Below are 15,007 nucleotides of genomic sequence, written 5' to 3'. Positions count from 1 at the left end.
CCGATGGACAGAAGTAGGAAGCGGCTTACAGCCTAACCATCGGCATTAGGGATATTTTCTGAAGAGTGCTTCAGAATTTCCCTACAAAAATAGTCGCGGTACGAACACCCTCATATCGCGCCAGCCACCGAACAGCGCCCCACTCGTGGCATCCGCGCGCCGAAATACGCCGCGCTGCCAATGCCCACCGCCCCCATCACCGCGCTGAAGATCACACAAATCCATGGGCTCCACGGCATCAGACCGATCAGCAGCAACGGTGTAATACTCGCCCATGCCGCGTAGGCAATGTTGTAGGTAAAGGAAATTCCCGAGACGCGAATCCGCGCGGGAAACAAACTGACCATCACCGATGGCACCGCGCCGACCACCCCGCAACCGAGGCCAGCCACCGCATAGGCCAACCCGATCCACTGACCCTCAATGATCAGGCAGGCGTAGAGCACGCCAATGCCCAAAGGCAGCAGCAGGCTATACAGCATTACCGTGCGCCAGGCGCCGATGCGGTCGACAAGCAGCCCTGCGAGTACGCAGCCGATATTCAGAAAGACGATGCCCAAGGCACTCAGGGCGAAGGTATGGCTGGCGGTCATTCCGAAGGTTTTTTGCATCATGGTCGGGGTAATGACCACGAAGACCACCACGGCCGAGGTCAGCACACAGGTGAGGATCATCGCCGGCAGCATCGCCAGGCGGTGCTCGCGCAGGACCGTGCGCAGCGGCAGTTCGACAGCAGCCTCGCGCTGGGCCTGCATCGCCATGAATACCGGGGTTTCACTGAGCCAGCGACGCAGCCATACACCGATGACGCCAAACACACCGCCCAGCAGAAACGGGTAGCGCCAGGCGTAATCGAGGATCTCCGCCGGGGTGAACGTCTTCGCCAGAAATGTCGCCGTCAGGGCTCCGATCAAGTAGCCAAACGTCAACCCCGCCTGTAGGAAACCCAAAGCATAACCGCGATGCCCAACCGGCGCGTGCTCGGCGACGAACACCCAAGCACTTGGCACTTCGCCGCCCACCGCCGCGCCTTGCAGGACCCTCAGGCCCAGCAGCAACAGTGGAGCGAAATAACCGATCTGGGCGTAGGTCGGCATGATCCCGATCAACAGGCACGGCAACGCCATCATCAGGATGCTCAGGCTGAAAACCTTCTTGCGTCCCAGTCGGTCAGCGAAATGTGCCATCAGAATCCCGCCCAACGGGCGCGCCAGGTAGCCGGTGACGAAGATCCCGAAGCTTTGCAGCAGACGCAGCCACTCGGGCATTTCCGGGGGGAAGAACAGTTGGCTGAGGGTCAGCGCGAAAAATACGAAAATGATGAAGTCGTAGATTTCCAGCGCGCCCCCAAGGGCTGCAAGGCCCAGGGTTTTGTAGTCCGAGCGGGTGAAGGGCGCCGGGCGCGCAGCGGTATTGGCAGTCATGGCAAAGAACTCTGGCAGGCAAAAAACCAAGGCGCTCATGGTCTACGTAAATACACTTGCGGACAACCCGTCAGACCATCGTAGTGCAGGAGTGAACAATGCTCACATTGAAGAACCGTTACACCTTTTCATATGAGCACTAGACCGCTCGACACAAGTAGTTTCAGTATGTCCCCCGCCCCACCTCCGAGGGCTCACGCTGAAAAGGATCTGAGCATGTTCAAACTCGCAGGACTTACTCTCGCCGCACTCACCCTGAGTGCCGCCGCCCACGCCGACGTCGATCTGAAACTGGGCAGTACCGAACGCGTCACCCGACTGTTCGCCTATCCCAACAACTGCAACGTCATCTGTTTTCGCAACTGGACACTGGAACAGACAGTCGAGCACTACCTGACCCAAAGCGTACAACGCGATGGCTACAAAACCGCAAAAGTTCAAGTCAAAACCGATAACGATCAGCTCTACGCCGCAATCAGTGGCGTGCCTGCTGGCTATGAAAAACCACTGACCGCATTGCTCGATGCCGGCGATCTGGCTTACAACGGCGCCAGCAAGCTAAGTACTGATGGTAAATGGACCTATAACTGGTACCTGTTCCTGCCGCTCGGCATGGCGCTGGAAAACCGCAAAAGCGTCGAACTGCTGCACTTCCCGCCGGATTACTCGCTGACCCAGGCCCAGGACTACCTGGAGTCCAAGACCACCGACCGCTGGGCCACGCTGCTGACCGCTAACGGCATCCCCGTCGACCAGACACCGGGCTATCAGACCATCATCGACATCGCGCCGATTGCCGCGCCATCCAGCGCCGGCAAGGACCTGGAAGGCGTCTATGACTACTTCAAGGATTACCAGACCACCATGGTCAAGGAAGTCAGCCAGAACGCCAGCGGCGCTGCGTTGCCAATGGTTGCCTTCGGCGCACCGGTGCGTAACTGGATCAAGCAGCAATACGGGCCGACCGTGGACGTGCTGGGCCTGGCAACCATCAGCCCTAGCGAGGGCGTGAAGGTGCCAGTACTGGGTTCCAACCATCCGAGCTACATCTGGTACGCCGCCGATCCCGAGGCCTACAGCGGCAGCGATGCCCAGGCCAAGGCTGACGCTGCGGGGCTGAAAGTGATGGGGCAGGATTTGAGCGCCGCATGCTGGCAGGCCGGGATGGGCAGCAAACCGGGCACTGACCCTACCGTTCAGCTGAAAAGCTGCACTCAGACCTGGCAAGTGACTCAGAAAGAAAAAACCTGCGAACTGTTCTACACCTCGATCCGCAACCTGACGCTCGAACTGGCCGTGGCCAAGTGCGCAACAGCAACGGTCAAATCTCAGCTGCAACAGCTGAAGACCCCGCCTCTTGTGACCTCCGCCCCTGCTCCACACTTGTAACACGATGAAGTTCTTTCCCGCGTGAGCCTTGGCTGACGCGGGAAAGAGCCTTTTTCGCCTGTCATATCTGACAGTAGACCGATTGTTTCATTTGCGAGAGGCTTGGGGCGTAATCGTGCTGCTGGGCTGACCGGATGTCAGCTGAAGGAGGTCGTAGCACCTAGCCGACAAGGATTGTGATGAGAACCCACGCCGAAAAAGGAATACCCCCACCGCCATTCAATGGCATCTATCCATTTATAGAGTTGCCCCTGCGCCTTGGATTCCCCTCTAAAGATGACTTTGAAATCATCTACGATGCTCAGGGATCGGAAATGGCTGTAGCGGCTCTTCGCGAGTTCCCCCGTATCAGCCGAATATGCCGGGTTTCTGGCCATCTGTTGCCCTATCGCAACCGACACACCCGGCAGCTGGCGCCGGGAATCCACGTCTACGATCCGCTTTTCTGCAGTCTGCTGAACCACTCCTGCGACCCCAACGTTTTTCTCGACATGAGCGAGCTGTGGTTATGGGCGCTCAAAGACATCAAAAAGGGTGATCGACTGACGATGGATTTCGCCGCGACAGAAGACAAGCTGCTGCGACAGTTCGCCTGCCGCTGCGGTTGTTCTTGCTGCCGTGGCTGGATCATCGGCTATGACGAGTCGCCGAATGCCAATGGAGAACAGTTCTTTCAACACTGGCGTCGACGAAGTCACGGCTGAAAGGCTTTTACAACGCCTCGACCGGACGCAAACGGTACTGTGGCGGCAACTGTTCGAAACCGCTGATGGTGGCGTTCAGGCTTTTCCAGCGTCCATCCTTGATGCCATAGATGCAACCATGGATCGACAGGCTCTGCCCACGGTGCCAGGCGTTTTGCACAATGCTGGTATGGCCGACGTTGGCCACCTGCTGGATCACATTGAGTTCGCAGAGGCGGTCGACCCTTTCTTCTTCGGTGGACAACTTGGCCAGTTCGTCGCGCTTTTCATAATAGAGATCACGAATCGAGCGCAGCCAACCGTCGATCAGGCCCAACTGACGGTCCTGCATCGAGGCGCGTACACCGCCGCAACCGTAGTGGCCGGTGACCAGGATGTGTTTGACTTTGAGTACGTCGACTGCGTACTGAATCACCGACAGGCAGTTGAGGTCGGTGTGCAGTACAACGTTGGCCACGTTGCGGTGTACGAACAGATCGCCCGGCAGCATGCCGACGATTTCATTGGCCGGCACGCGGGCATCGGAGCAACCGATCCACAGATATTCCGGGGTTTGTTGACGGGCCAGCTTGGCGAAAAAATCAGGATCTTCCTGGGTGATCGCGTCGGCCCAGCGCTCATTGTTATCAATCAGATCTTGTAAGTCGTTCATGCAATGAAGCCTCGATAATGATGCGCTGCTTTGACAGACAACCGCCTGTCGGGGTCACGCGCAAGATGCAGACAGCCATGATGCCCGGCGCTCCATGCCGGTGGAATTCTCACAAGCCCAGCGGGTCAACTGTAGCAAGGCCTACCGTACGAGGAAATGCCATGACTGATTCACGACGTCCGTTCGATGAAGCACAACCCGAACCCATCGACGACAACGAAGACCGCATGGGCTCGGTGCGTGAGCTGGATTTCGATGTGGAAGAACCCAGCGCGAAAATCGGTGATGAGTTGCAAGAGAAGGAACGCGAGCATCTGATGCCCCGGGCACGAGTGCGCGAGGCCGGCATGACCGGGGGCTCGACCGATGACCATGAATCCACCGACGATGATATGAGCCCGGAAACCCTGATCCGTGAAGACGGTGCCCGGGATGCTCAGGAGGCTGGCGAAGGCGAACAGGCCGATTGGGATTTGAGCATTGTCGATGAAGACGACATCGGCGGGGGCGATGGGCTGGATGAGGCGGAATTGGCGCGGCACGATCCGATGGATGGCAAGCGTTGATCGTTGTCGTCAATGAGGATGCCTTCGCGGGCAAGCCTCGCTCCTACGCCGTTCACACATTCTGTGTTCGACACGGCGATCCGACTTGCCCGCGAAGCTTTTAAGGCTCAATCCACTAATGTACAGGCCATTACCACGGCATCTTCGCGCCCACCCACCGCCGGGTAATAATCCCGCCGACGCCCAATCTCATTGAACCCATACCGCTCATACAACCGAAACGCCGCCCGGTTGCTGTCGCGCACTTCCAGAAAACACTCCCGCGCCTCTGCCTTGTAGGCAATCGACATCAAATGCTCCAACAGCGTCAAACCCAAGCCGCGGCCCTGATTTTCCGGTTTGACGGTGATGTTCAGTAGATGCGCCTCGTCGAGAATGATCTGCACCACGCCATGACCGACCTGCTGCTGCCCTTCGAACATCAGCCAGATCTGGTACTTGCCCAGGCCATCGAGAAAAATTCCGCGAGTCCAGGGGTGGCTGTAAGCCGCGTATTCGATTTTCAGTACAGTGTCCAGGTCCGCCTCGGTCATCGGGCGGAACGATACAGCATCACTCATTCGATTCTTTCCAGCGCGCCATCAGCCGACGCATGGCTTGCCAGACATCAGCCTTACGCTGTGGCTCTTCCATTAATAATTCCAGACCCGGCAAGGCCCAGGCCGAACCCAGGCCTTCGACCTGAAGTTCACGATTGAAGGATTCGGCGTTGGCCTCACCGGCAAAACGCACCGCCGGCAGGCCAATCAACCACAGGCAGACGCATGGAGCGTCTTCCAGACGGGCCGACAGAAAGCCTTGTACGAAATCCCGAGCCGCTTCCGGCCCTTGATCCATGGTGCCGCGAGCCAGCAGCGGCCAGCGTACCGGCTCGCCGACGATCTGCGGGCTGTCCGGCAGACCGGCGGCGCGCAGCATGTCCTTGAGCAATAGATAGGCCGGATCGCGGGTCTGGAAGCTTTCGCCTGTGGGTAACTCCACCAGCAACAGGCAACGACCGGCACGCAGCAATTGCAGGGCGAAACGCGGAGGCGGTACTTGCGGGGTTTTGGCGACGACCGGTGCCTCTTCGGCCTCTTGTACCGCTTTGCTCGCCGGCCGACCCGCCGATGGCGTCGGGCGCGGCACCTCGATCTTCACCCGTTCTGCGGGTTTGGCCGCAGGTTCAACGGGCGCCTGCGCCTGTGGAACAGGCGCAGGCGGGGCGACGACCAACGGCTCGGGCATCTCCAGCAGTTCGGGCCGCGATGGCGCAGCAAAGGGCAATTCGGTGCGCGGCAGCCAGTTGACCACCTGCATGGCAGTCAAATAAGCGCGGCGACGGGACTCGATAAGCAAAGGTCGGCCACTTGTGGATAACTAAAGTGCGGTGATTCTACCGCCCTTCGCTCAAGATCGCCCGCGCTGTTGATCGATAGACTTCACCGATAGTCTTTCCACTCATGAAAAATGGCGACAGCCTATCCCGAGAGTTAATCGACACGGCTGCGATGCAGTACAATCGCGGCTTTTAATCGCCAACCAGCCGGCCATTCCGATGATCGAACCCAAGCGCGTCTTGCGCGCCCTCGCTGAACACTGGGCACTTCTGGAGCCTCTGTGCGAGCACTTCGACCAAGGCACATTGAGCCTCAACGAATTGCGCACGCAACTGGCCGCCCAGCAACTCGACAGTACGCCGCAAGACATCACCAGCCTGTTGGATGTGTGGATTCGCCTCGACATTCTGGTTCCCGTGGCAAAAAGCCCGAACCGTTTCGAGCTCAATGCGCAGATCCACGATTTCCTCGCTTACCTGCGCCGTGAGCACCGTCTGGGGCTGTGCCTGGAAATCGAAGCTTACCTGCGCCACCTCGAGCGTCTGGCCGGTTACATCCAGGACGCGTTCGATATCCGCGACGGCAATGATCTGGCCCGCCAGTTGCGCCTGCTCGACATGCGCGTGCGTGACGTGCTGAAAAAACTCGATAACGACGAACAGGCACTGGTGGCCGTCGCCGAACGGGCGAAAACCAGCGACCGACAGATTCCGTTGCGCCAGCGTTACGCTGAAGTGCTGGCGACCTGGGACGAATACGTCGAGCCGATGATTGATCTGGTGAACGCCGACGGTGCCTTCGAACAAGGCGTGCGCAAGGTCGAAACCGTCCTGCTGAAGATGCTCAGCGAACAGCAACGCCTCGGCCACCTGGTCGACGACGACATGCTGCTGCGCACCCACGCGCGTATCCTCGAAATGCAGACCAGCGCCCAGTTGACCCTGCGTCACGCCCGCGAGCTGCTGCTGCCGCTGCGTGAAGAAGCGCGCCGGCATAACGCCGTGACCCGTGGCGCGGCGCTGGCCCTGGCGGCGATTCGTCGTAAAGGTATCGATGCGGTACCGCAAGCCGCGATGCCGATGTTCACCCGACCGCAAAGTACCTTCCTTGGCAGCGCCAGTCAGGTCGAAGCCTACGTGTACGCCCTGGCCCGTTTCGAGCCGAAACCTGCGCGTTTCCCCAAGGCTCACAAGACCCAGAAAGGCGAAGCCCCGCGTGCGCCACGCACGGTTCGGGAAATGCTCGAACGTTGCGAAGACGCCCTGCCGATGCCGGACCTGATGACCTGGTTGCTGGAGCAGGAGCCGGACGGCGCCACTGACGAATTGCTGTACTGGTTCTCGCGCCTGTCGCGGGAAAAACGCTTCAAACGCGAGCGTCTGGAACGTCGCGATTACCACACTCACGAGCATCAGGTCAGCCTGCGCTCCTTCGCCCTGCTCTCGGCCCGCGACAGCGCCGAGGATTCTGCGAGCATTCCACATGCATCTTGATCTATCCGAACTGTCTCAACTGGCGCCGATCTTCCGCGAGCTGTTCAAGGGTTACCACGTCAGCCGCCGCGACCCGGAGCTGTACGCGCAACTGTCGAACTTCCAGGACCAGTACCGCACGCTGTTCAAGGCACTGGGCTTTGAACTGGTCTGCGACACCCGGGGTTTCTACTACTTCGTACCCGACCTCGCCGCAGCGGCGGTGAACAAGACTGCGCAACGTCTGGCCCTGTTCACCTTCATCCTCGTCGAGCATCTGGCGGATCAGGGCCGTGACCCGATTGCCGTACTCGACGGTGGCAGCCTCGGTCGCGACGAATTGCCCTCGTTGCTGGAAAAGTACCGCGACCTGTTCATTCAGGCTGAAGTGCAGACCGTCGAAGAACTCGAAGAAAAAATCATGCGCCGCATGACTCAGCTCGGTTTCGCCAGCGAAGAAAACGGGGTTTACCGTTTCCTGCCGCCGATGCACCGCTTCCTCGACGTTTGCCTCTCGGTTCAGCAGGACCGCGATCTGGCGGCCAGCCTGCACAGCGTGTTGCCTCTGCCGGCTCCGGTGTTGATCGACGACGATAGCGACGAAAAATTGCTGCAAACCGATGATCCGCTCGACTTGAGAGAATTTGAGGTAGAGAGCGAAGAAGACGCCCTGGCCCGCGCCATAGCCGAAGAACAGGAGACCGACGCATGAGCAAGGAACGCTACGGCATTCGCCGCTTTGCCCTTTTGAACACCGCCGGTTACAGCCTCGGGCTGTTTCCGCTGGAAGAGCCGCTGTCGGTCTACGGCGCGAACAACCTCGGTAAATCCGCCTCGATCAACGCCTTGCAGTTCCCGATTCTGGCGCGCATGTCGGACATGAGTTTCGGCAAGTACAGTCTGGAGCAATCCCGGCGTTTTTACTTCGCCTCGGACACCAGTTACATCCTCGTCGAAGTTTCACTGCCGCACGGTCCACACGTGATCGGCGTGGTCGGTCGCGGCCCCGGTGGCGGTTTCGGTCACCAATTCTTCGCCTACGCCGGCAAACTGGATCTCGCCCATTACCAAAAAAATGACACCTGCCTGCGTCAGAAAGAACTGTTCACCAACCTTGAACGCGAAGGCCTGAAGGCCTACGAACTCAAGCCCGATGAACTGCGTCGTTTGCTGGTCGGCGGTCACACCTCGATTCCACTGGACCTGACGCTCATCCCGCTGCGCTCCACCAGCGAGCAGAGCCTGAAGACCTTCCGCGCGCTGTTCATCAACTTGCTGCACATGCGCGAAATCACGGCTGCGAAACTCAAGCAGTTGTTCCTCGATGCGTTCGAACACAGCCTGCGTTCCGGCAGTGTCGATTACATTGCTGCGTGTGAAGAAGCGTTCCGCGATGTACGTCGCATGGAGCAGGATTACAACTCGCTGGTCACCGCTGGCCCGCTGGTTGAAGCACTGGCCGCTGGCGTGGCCCAGCGCAATATCCTGCGCGGCAAACTGCACCGGATCTCGCCGCTGCTCGATTCCTTGCTCGGCACTTGGTCGGACTATGCCAGTGCGCGCAAGGAAGAATTGACGATTCAGGCCGAGCACTACCGCAACGAGCAGGACGCGCTGCAAAACGATCAACGTGGCGGTACTCAAGAACTGATGCGTCTGGAGCGGGAAATCACCGGCATCCAGCGCTGGCTCGGCGAGTTGTCGGTGCTCAAGCATCGCTTCGCGCTGGTCGATGACGTCAAAGTCCTTGAGCAGCAACTGCTCGCGGCCAAGGATGCGCACGACGAACTGGCCGGTGCGCTGGCCCAGTCGCGACAGTTCAGCGCCGAAGACCTGGAAGAGCGTCTGCGGGATCTGGAAAAACGCCTGAAGTCCGTCAAGCAGCAACTCGATCACGCCGACAACAATAGCTACGCCCGTTTGCGCGAAGAGTTTTCGCAGCAGGACGTCGAGCGCCTGATGCGGTTGTTCAACAGCGCGCTGTTCAGCCTGCCGCTGGGCGAGCACGGCATTACGCTGGATGAGGACGGTCAGTGGGTCAAATCCATGGAACTGATCCTCGATGGTTTCAAAGGCGAGCGCTTCGAAGTGCCGGGCCTGTCGATCGACATCTCGCACATTGAGCCGCCAGCGCTGCAAGCCCTGGCTGACCGTGCGGCGTTGCGCGATCAGAAAGACCGCCTGGAAAAAGAACTCAAGCAGCTCAAAACTCAAGCTGCCGTGGCTGCCGACCGCGCGGCCAGCAAGACCCAGACCGAAGCGCTGTACCAGCAAGTGCTGGATGCACAGAAAGCCCTGGAAGACTTCCGCCGCGCGCAAACCCTGAGCGCCGAGGAAGGCGACAAGCTTGAGCAGTTGGCACAGATGGAAGCCGCTCAGGACGAATTGAAACGTTCCAGCGACGCCTTCACCGAACGCGTCCAGCAACTGTCGGCCAAGCTGCAACTGGTCGGGCGGCAGATCGGCGACATGGAAGCCAAGCAACGCACCCTCGATGACGCTCTGCGCCGCCGTCAGCTGTTGCCGGCGGACCTGCCATTCGGCACGCCGTTCATGGACCCGGTCGACGACTCCATGGACAACCTGCTGCCATTGCTCAATGACTATCAGGACAGCTGGCAAGGTTTGCTGCGCAGCGACGGGCAAATCGACGCGCTCTACGCTCAGGTTCGCCTGAAAGGCGTGGCCAAATTCGACAGCGAAGACGATATGGAGCGTCGCCTGCAACTGCTGATCAATGCCTACGCACACCGCACCGACGAAGCCCTGACCCTCGGCAAGGCGCGTCGTGCGGCAGTCACCGACATCGCCCGGACCCTGCGTAACATTCGCAGCGACTATGACAGCCTCGAACATCAACTGGCGCTGTTCAACCGCGAGATCAACAAACGTCAGGTCTCCAACCTGCAAAGCTTCCGCATCGTGCTCGCACCGAACAAGGAAGCGCTCAAGCACATTGACCAGATCATCCACAGCGCCGGTCAGTACGAAGAAGGCGAAACCCTCTCCGTCTTCGACCTGAGCCAAAGCGCCGAGCAGGACAACAAGAACGAAGAAGCCAAGGAATACCTGGCGCGCCTGGTGGCCGCCAACCACAACCAGCTCGGTCTCAAGGATCTGTTTGAGCTGGCGTTCGAGATCACCAAGGTCAATGGCCAACCGGTGATCCACACCGATATCGACGGCGCGGCGTCCAACGGCACCACCATGACCATCAAGGCGCTGACCAACATGTACTTGTTGCTGCACTTGATGGACCGCGACCAGGCCGGTCGCGTGCGCCTGCCGTACTACCTCGACGAGGCGGCGGACATCGACGAGAAGAACCAGGCAGCACTGCTGGAGACCAGTCTGCAACTGGGCTTCGTGCCGATCCTGGCGAGTGTGAAGCCGCAAGTTTGCGCCAGTGTCGCCATCGACCTGGAAGGCGGCAGCGGCCCGAACGGTATCTACATCGACGAGGCGGACTGGAAGTACATCCGTCGCCACGATGAAGTGAAGGCAACCGTTGTTGTACAAGCTGATGAGCCAGAGCTGGATGCGGTCTGATTTGACTTAATCCAAGCCAACAAAAAGGCCGCGATCCAATGGATCGCGGCCTTTTTTTATCTTTTCATTGTAGGAGCGAGGCTTGCCCGCGAAGGCAGCATCACAGGCGCCGATAAACTACTTGCCGATTGCGATCTTCGGCGCCCAGGTCAGCCACTCATCTTCGAACTGGTCGAACAACGGGAACGTCTGCTCGGGCCGCGCCGGGACACCCATGCGGTCGCCATCCGGCGTGGCAAAGGCAATACCGCCCTGAACCAGCGTCTCCAGCGATTCAGTGCGTATTGTCGCGCCTTTGAACAAGCCGTAGTCAAAACCAAAACCACTGGTGTTCCAGAACCGCGTACCGCTGCGCACCAGCGGCGCATACTTCGGCTCGATCAGGATGTGCACTAACACTCGATCAGCCGTCTGACCCAGTTCATAGCCGGTCACCTTGCCTACCGTGATTTCGCGATAGGTGACGGGAACGCCGGTCTTCAGCGACCCCCGACGAGCAGCGCTCAACACCAGGCTTAAACCAGCCTCTTCCTTGGCGGTTTCAGGGGGATTGGTCAACGCCACGAAAGTCTTCTGCGGGCCGAGGTTCTTCGGCGCCGGTTGCACTTCGATGTATTGCCCGGTGACCAAAGTTTCGAGGTTCGACGTTTTAAGCAGACCGAGCTCAGGTTTGACGACCCAGAACTGACTGCCGACCTGAGCGATACGCTCCGGCACTTCTGTGATCCGCGCGGTCAGCAGCACTGATTGCAGGTCATCAGTGAGATCGACGTCCTCAATCTTGCCAACGTCCAGACCTTTGAATCGAACCGGCGTGCCACTGCGCAGGCCATCGGCGCGATCGACCTTGATCGTCACCACAGTGCCTTTCTGCGTTGCGTCATCATGGTTGGCATGCAGGCGGAAACGTGGAATACGCTTTTGCAACGGAGCCTTGGCTTCCGGGGTTTCGAAGGCGATACCTCCGGCCATCAGGCTCTGCAATGATTCACTTTTGACCTGGATGCCGCCGGTTAACCCACCGGTGAGCGTAATGCCGCTGGCATTCCAGAAACGCGTCGAGGCATTAACCAGCCCTTCGTATTCCTTCTCGATATGCACCCCGATCACCAGCTGCTTCTTGGTGCGGGAGAATTGATAGCTCTGAACCGAACCGACCTTGACCTGTTTGTAGAGAATCGGACTGCCGACTTCCAGAGACCCAAGGTTGTCGGTGAACAGCACCAAGTGCAGGCCTGGCGAACGCAAATCCAGCGGCGGAGCCTTGGGCCGTGCTTCAAACTCGCGCTGCGGTGCACCGCCCTTGTCACCAGGGCGCACGGCGATGTAATTACCTTTTACCAGCGCTTCCAGGCCCGTGATACCGGCGAGCGAAATCGACGGTTTTACCACCCAGAACTGGGTGCCAGTGACCAGGTAATCCTCGGCCAGTGGGTCGAGCGTCAACTCGGCGCTAGCACTGGACAGGTCCGGGTCAATCTTGAGCGTTTTCAGATTACCGACCTGGATGCCTTTGTACATTACCGGCGTACGCCCGGCCTGCAGGCCTTCGAAATCGCTGAGTTTGACCTTGACCCGAATACCCGCTGCGGCCGCATCGAAATCCTCATAGAGACGGAACGGCAGGCTTGGATCGGTGGGCGGGCTGTCCTTGCGGCTCTCCGGAGTGGCAAATGCAATACCACCGGCGACGATGCTGGCGAGGGACTCGCTACGCACTTTCACACCAGAAAGGTTGGCGTCGATACTGATGCCGCTGGCATTCCAGAAACGCGTGTGTTTGCGCACAAGGTTGGCGTAAGTCGGCTCGATGAAGACTTTAAGTTCGACCGTACTCTGGTCTGCGGACAGCACGTAGCTTTTGATCTGACCGACCTGAATCTGCTTGTAAAATACCGGGCTGCCACGATTCAGCGAACCAAGGCGATCAGCCTTGATGGTCAAGTGCAAGCCGGGTTGGGCGTCCGACAGCGGAGGCTCTTGGGCAAGGGCCTTGAACTTGCGGGTCGGCTCGCCTTCGCCTGGGCTGACGGCCACATAGTTACCCGAGACCAGCGTCTCCAGGCCCGTGATACCGGCCAGGCTCACGCTCGGTTTGACCAGCCAGAAACGCGTGCTGGTCTTGAGGTATTGCTGCACGTCCTTGTTCATCTCGATGGTCGCGATTACTCCTTTGGAGCTGCCTTCGTCATCGAGCTTGAGGGCTTTCACCTTACCGACCGACATGCCTTTGTAGACGACTTCGGTCTTGTTGGCCTGAATGCCTTCACCGCTTTCGAAGCGCACCTGAATCTCGATGCCCGTCTCGCTGTAGGCACGCCAGCCGAGCCAACCGCCGATGATCAAGGCAATCAGGGGCAACACCCAGATAGCAGACCAGTTCGAGGCCGGTCGGGTTTTCGCTTTAGGCAAATCAGTCATGGTCGTCGTCCGACTCCGTGTTATCCCAAATCAGTCGGGGATCGAAAGTTACTGCGGCAAGCATCGTCAAAATCACCACACTGGCGAAGGCGATGGCGCCAGGATTAGCTTCGATACTGGCAAGCCGTCCGAAATTCACAACCGCCACCAGGATGGCGATCACAAAGATATCCAGCATCGACCAGCGGCCGATGAACTCGATAAAGCGGTACATCAGAATGCGCTGGCGTGCCGAAAGCGGCTGGCGGCGCTGCACCGAAAACAGCAGCAATGCGATACCCACCAATTTGAACGTGGGAACCAGGATGCTGGCGATAAAAACCACGGCGGCGATTGGAATCATGCCGTGCTGAACCAATTGGATCACACCGGACATGATGGTGCTCGGATCGCCTTGGCCCAAGGAATTGACGGTCATGATCGGCAGCACGTTAGCCGGAATGTAGAGAATCGCGCCTGTGACCAATAACGCCCAGGTACGCATCAGGCTGTTCGGGCGGCGGGCATGAACCAGCGCACCGCAGCGGGTGCAAACCTGCTCGTCGGTATCGGCTTCCTGCTTGTTCAACTCATGACATTCAGCACAAATCAGAATGCCTGCATCAATCGCCCGCATGGGCATCTTCTCCTGATAGAGCCTGCCAGATCTGGTGCGGTGACATCACCACTTCCAGCCAGACCTGAACCAACAACAAACTGATGAAGCACGCCAGACCAAAACCTACGGTGATCGCCGCCATATCGGCCAATTTAACGATCGCAACCAGTACGCCCATGAGGTAAACCTCGAGCATCCCCCAGTCCCGTAGATGGTGATAAATGCGGTAGAGCAGCAAGCCGTAACTGCGTCCGATATCGAAGCGAATACTCAGCAATACGACCAGTTGGCAAAGCAGCTTGAGCAGCGGAATCCCCATGCTGCAAAGGAATACCACTGCCGCTACGCCTCGCATACCGGTATCGAACAGACCGACAACGCCACTCCAGACAGTATCGTGCGACGACTGTCCGAGTAGATGGAGCTGCATGATGGGTAAAAAGTTCGCCGGGATGTACAACAACAGTGCGGCAATGACCAAGGCGAGACTGCGCTGCACGACATTATGTCGATGGGCATACAGCTCATAACCGCAGCGTACACAGACGGCTTTCTCACCATGAGCAAGCTCAGGCTTGCGCATCAGCAAGTCGCACTCATGACACGCTACCAAGTCGTCCAGCGGTAAATCTGACAGCCCAGGGGCGTCAACCGGATCTGGCATAAAGGCTCTGGCTCCAAATAAGTTGGACCTATTCTAGTGTCCTGACTCGAAAATAACTGTGCAATTTTGTGCTGACGCCGAAGTGTTCTTTTCCTGCGGACAAAACAAAACCCCTACCTGCATACGCAGATAGGGGTTTCGGAATTTAATCTTGACGATGACCTACTCTCACATGGGGAAACCCCACACTACCATCGGCGATGCATCGTTTCACTGCTGAGTTCGGGATGGGATCAGGTGGTTCCAATG

At 58.7% G+C, this 15,007-nt stretch carries 13 protein-coding genes and 1 rRNA gene; 6 read left to right on the top strand and 8 right to left on the bottom strand.

Annotation, left to right across the window (positions count from 1 at the left end):
* Positions 1-110 precede the first annotated feature (110 nt).
* A complete protein-coding gene (locus tag CKW20_RS00070; RefSeq protein ID WP_095051138.1) occupies positions 111-1,424 on the bottom strand; it encodes an MFS transporter in 1,314 nt (437 codons plus the stop codon).
* A 216-nt stretch (positions 1,425-1,640) separates the two neighbouring features.
* Here CKW20_RS00070 and CKW20_RS00065 point away from each other — a divergent pair, with 216 nt between their 5' ends.
* Both CKW20_RS00065 and CKW20_RS00060 read left to right on the top strand, forming a co-directional pair.
* A complete protein-coding gene (locus tag CKW20_RS00065) occupies positions 1,641-2,813 on the top strand; it encodes a hypothetical protein (protein ID WP_095051137.1) in 1,173 nt (390 codons plus the stop codon).
* A gap of 179 nt (positions 2,814-2,992) precedes the next feature.
* On the top strand, positions 2,993-3,517 hold the full coding sequence (locus tag CKW20_RS00060; RefSeq protein WP_095051136.1) for an SET domain-containing protein-lysine N-methyltransferase: 525 nt from the start codon (positions 2,993-2,995) through the stop codon (positions 3,515-3,517).
* Between the two features lie 7 nt (positions 3,518-3,524).
* On the opposite strand, the gene can is transcribed toward CKW20_RS00060, so the two are convergent.
* Positions 3,525-4,169, bottom strand: coding sequence for a carbonate dehydratase (can, locus tag CKW20_RS00055; protein ID WP_030129672.1), 645 nt, complete (start codon positions 4,167-4,169; stop codon positions 3,525-3,527).
* A gap of 161 nt (positions 4,170-4,330) precedes the next feature.
* Here can and CKW20_RS00050 point away from each other — a divergent pair, with 161 nt between their 5' ends.
* Complete coding sequence (locus CKW20_RS00050) at positions 4,331-4,735, top strand: serine kinase/phosphatase (RefSeq protein WP_095051135.1); 405 nt, start codon at positions 4,331-4,333, stop codon at positions 4,733-4,735.
* A gap of 107 nt (positions 4,736-4,842) precedes the next feature.
* On the opposite strand, the gene rimI is transcribed toward CKW20_RS00050, so the two are convergent.
* Entirely contained in the window at positions 4,843-5,295 is a 453-nt protein-coding gene (gene rimI, locus CKW20_RS00045; protein WP_007896888.1) for a ribosomal protein S18-alanine N-acetyltransferase, read from the bottom strand.
* Positions 5,288-6,034 carry an energy transducer TonB gene (locus tag CKW20_RS00040; RefSeq protein WP_095051134.1) on the bottom strand — a complete coding sequence of 249 codons (747 nt, stop codon included), beginning with the start codon at positions 6,032-6,034 and terminating at the stop codon, positions 5,288-5,290. Before CKW20_RS00040 ends, rimI begins: the two co-directional genes overlap by 8 nt.
* A 238-nt stretch (positions 6,035-6,272) precedes the next feature.
* On the opposite strand from CKW20_RS00040, the gene mksB reads away from it, so the two are divergent.
* Genes mksB through mksF form a run of 3 tightly spaced genes read left to right on the top strand, consistent with a single transcriptional unit; the run spans position 6,273 to position 11,075 of the window.
* Positions 6,273-7,547, top strand: a complete 1,275-nt coding sequence (mksB, locus tag CKW20_RS00035; RefSeq protein ID WP_176466839.1) for an Mks condensin complex protein MksB — start codon at positions 6,273-6,275, stop codon at positions 7,545-7,547.
* Complete coding sequence (gene mksE, locus CKW20_RS00030) at positions 7,537-8,238, top strand: Mks condensin complex protein MksE (RefSeq protein ID WP_095051132.1); 702 nt, start codon at positions 7,537-7,539, stop codon at positions 8,236-8,238. The genes mksB and mksE overlap by 11 nt, the downstream gene beginning before the upstream one ends.
* A complete protein-coding gene (gene mksF / locus CKW20_RS00025) occupies positions 8,235-11,075 on the top strand; it encodes an Mks condensin complex protein MksF (RefSeq protein ID WP_095051131.1) in 2,841 nt (946 codons plus the stop codon). The genes mksE and mksF overlap by 4 nt, the downstream gene beginning before the upstream one ends.
* A gap of 117 nt (positions 11,076-11,192) precedes the next feature.
* Here mksF and CKW20_RS00020 read toward each other — a convergent pair whose 3' ends face one another.
* The 4 genes from CKW20_RS00020 to rrf form a co-directional block, all read right to left on the bottom strand.
* Positions 11,193-13,496 carry a PqiB family protein gene (locus CKW20_RS00020; protein ID WP_095051130.1) on the bottom strand — a complete coding sequence of 768 codons (2,304 nt, stop codon included), beginning with the start codon at positions 13,494-13,496 and terminating at the stop codon, positions 11,193-11,195.
* On the bottom strand, positions 13,489-14,112 hold the full coding sequence (locus tag CKW20_RS00015; protein ID WP_095051129.1) for a paraquat-inducible protein A: 624 nt from the start codon (positions 14,110-14,112) through the stop codon (positions 13,489-13,491). The genes CKW20_RS00020 and CKW20_RS00015 overlap by 8 nt, the downstream gene beginning before the upstream one ends.
* Positions 14,099-14,758 carry a paraquat-inducible protein A gene (locus CKW20_RS00010; RefSeq protein ID WP_095051128.1) on the bottom strand — a complete coding sequence of 220 codons (660 nt, stop codon included), beginning with the start codon at positions 14,756-14,758 and terminating at the stop codon, positions 14,099-14,101. The genes CKW20_RS00015 and CKW20_RS00010 overlap by 14 nt, the downstream gene beginning before the upstream one ends.
* Before the next feature lie 149 nt (positions 14,759-14,907).
* A 5S ribosomal RNA gene (rrf, locus tag CKW20_RS00005) occupies positions 14,908-15,007 on the bottom strand; the annotation flags it as partial.

Source organism: Pseudomonas sp. Irchel s3b2, from assembly GCF_900187445.1.
Lineage (GTDB): Bacteria > Pseudomonadota > Gammaproteobacteria > Pseudomonadales > Pseudomonadaceae > Aquipseudomonas.
This window is presented reverse-complemented; position numbering and strand designations above follow the sequence as displayed.

What these genes read in the sequence shown, in the direction of transcription:
- CKW20_RS00070 (WP_095051138.1), bottom strand. Translation starts at nt 1,424, where the DNA reads ATGACTGCCAATACCGCTGCGCGCCCGGCGCCCTTCACCCGCTCGGAC.
- CKW20_RS00065 (WP_095051137.1), top strand. Translation starts at nt 1,641, where the DNA reads ATGTTCAAACTCGCAGGACTTACTCTCGCCGCACTCACCCTGAGTGCC.
- CKW20_RS00060 (WP_095051136.1), top strand. Translation starts at nt 2,993, where the DNA reads ATGAGAACCCACGCCGAAAAAGGAATACCCCCACCGCCATTCAATGGC.
- can (WP_030129672.1), bottom strand. Translation starts at nt 4,169, where the DNA reads ATGAACGACTTACAAGATCTGATTGATAACAATGAGCGCTGGGCCGAC.
- CKW20_RS00050 (WP_095051135.1), top strand. Translation starts at nt 4,331, where the DNA reads ATGACTGATTCACGACGTCCGTTCGATGAAGCACAACCCGAACCCATC.
- rimI (WP_007896888.1), bottom strand. Translation starts at nt 5,295, where the DNA reads ATGAGTGATGCTGTATCGTTCCGCCCGATGACCGAGGCGGACCTGGAC.
- CKW20_RS00040 (WP_095051134.1), bottom strand. Translation starts at nt 6,034, where the DNA reads ATGCAGGTGGTCAACTGGCTGCCGCGCACCGAATTGCCCTTTGCTGCG.
- mksB (WP_176466839.1), top strand. Translation starts at nt 6,273, where the DNA reads ATGATCGAACCCAAGCGCGTCTTGCGCGCCCTCGCTGAACACTGGGCA.
- mksE (WP_095051132.1), top strand. Translation starts at nt 7,537, where the DNA reads ATGCATCTTGATCTATCCGAACTGTCTCAACTGGCGCCGATCTTCCGC.
- mksF (WP_095051131.1), top strand. Translation starts at nt 8,235, where the DNA reads ATGAGCAAGGAACGCTACGGCATTCGCCGCTTTGCCCTTTTGAACACC.
- CKW20_RS00020 (WP_095051130.1), bottom strand. Translation starts at nt 13,496, where the DNA reads ATGACTGATTTGCCTAAAGCGAAAACCCGACCGGCCTCGAACTGGTCT.
- CKW20_RS00015 (WP_095051129.1), bottom strand. Translation starts at nt 14,112, where the DNA reads ATGCGGGCGATTGATGCAGGCATTCTGATTTGTGCTGAATGTCATGAG.
- CKW20_RS00010 (WP_095051128.1), bottom strand. Translation starts at nt 14,758, where the DNA reads ATGCCAGATCCGGTTGACGCCCCTGGGCTGTCAGATTTACCGCTGGAC.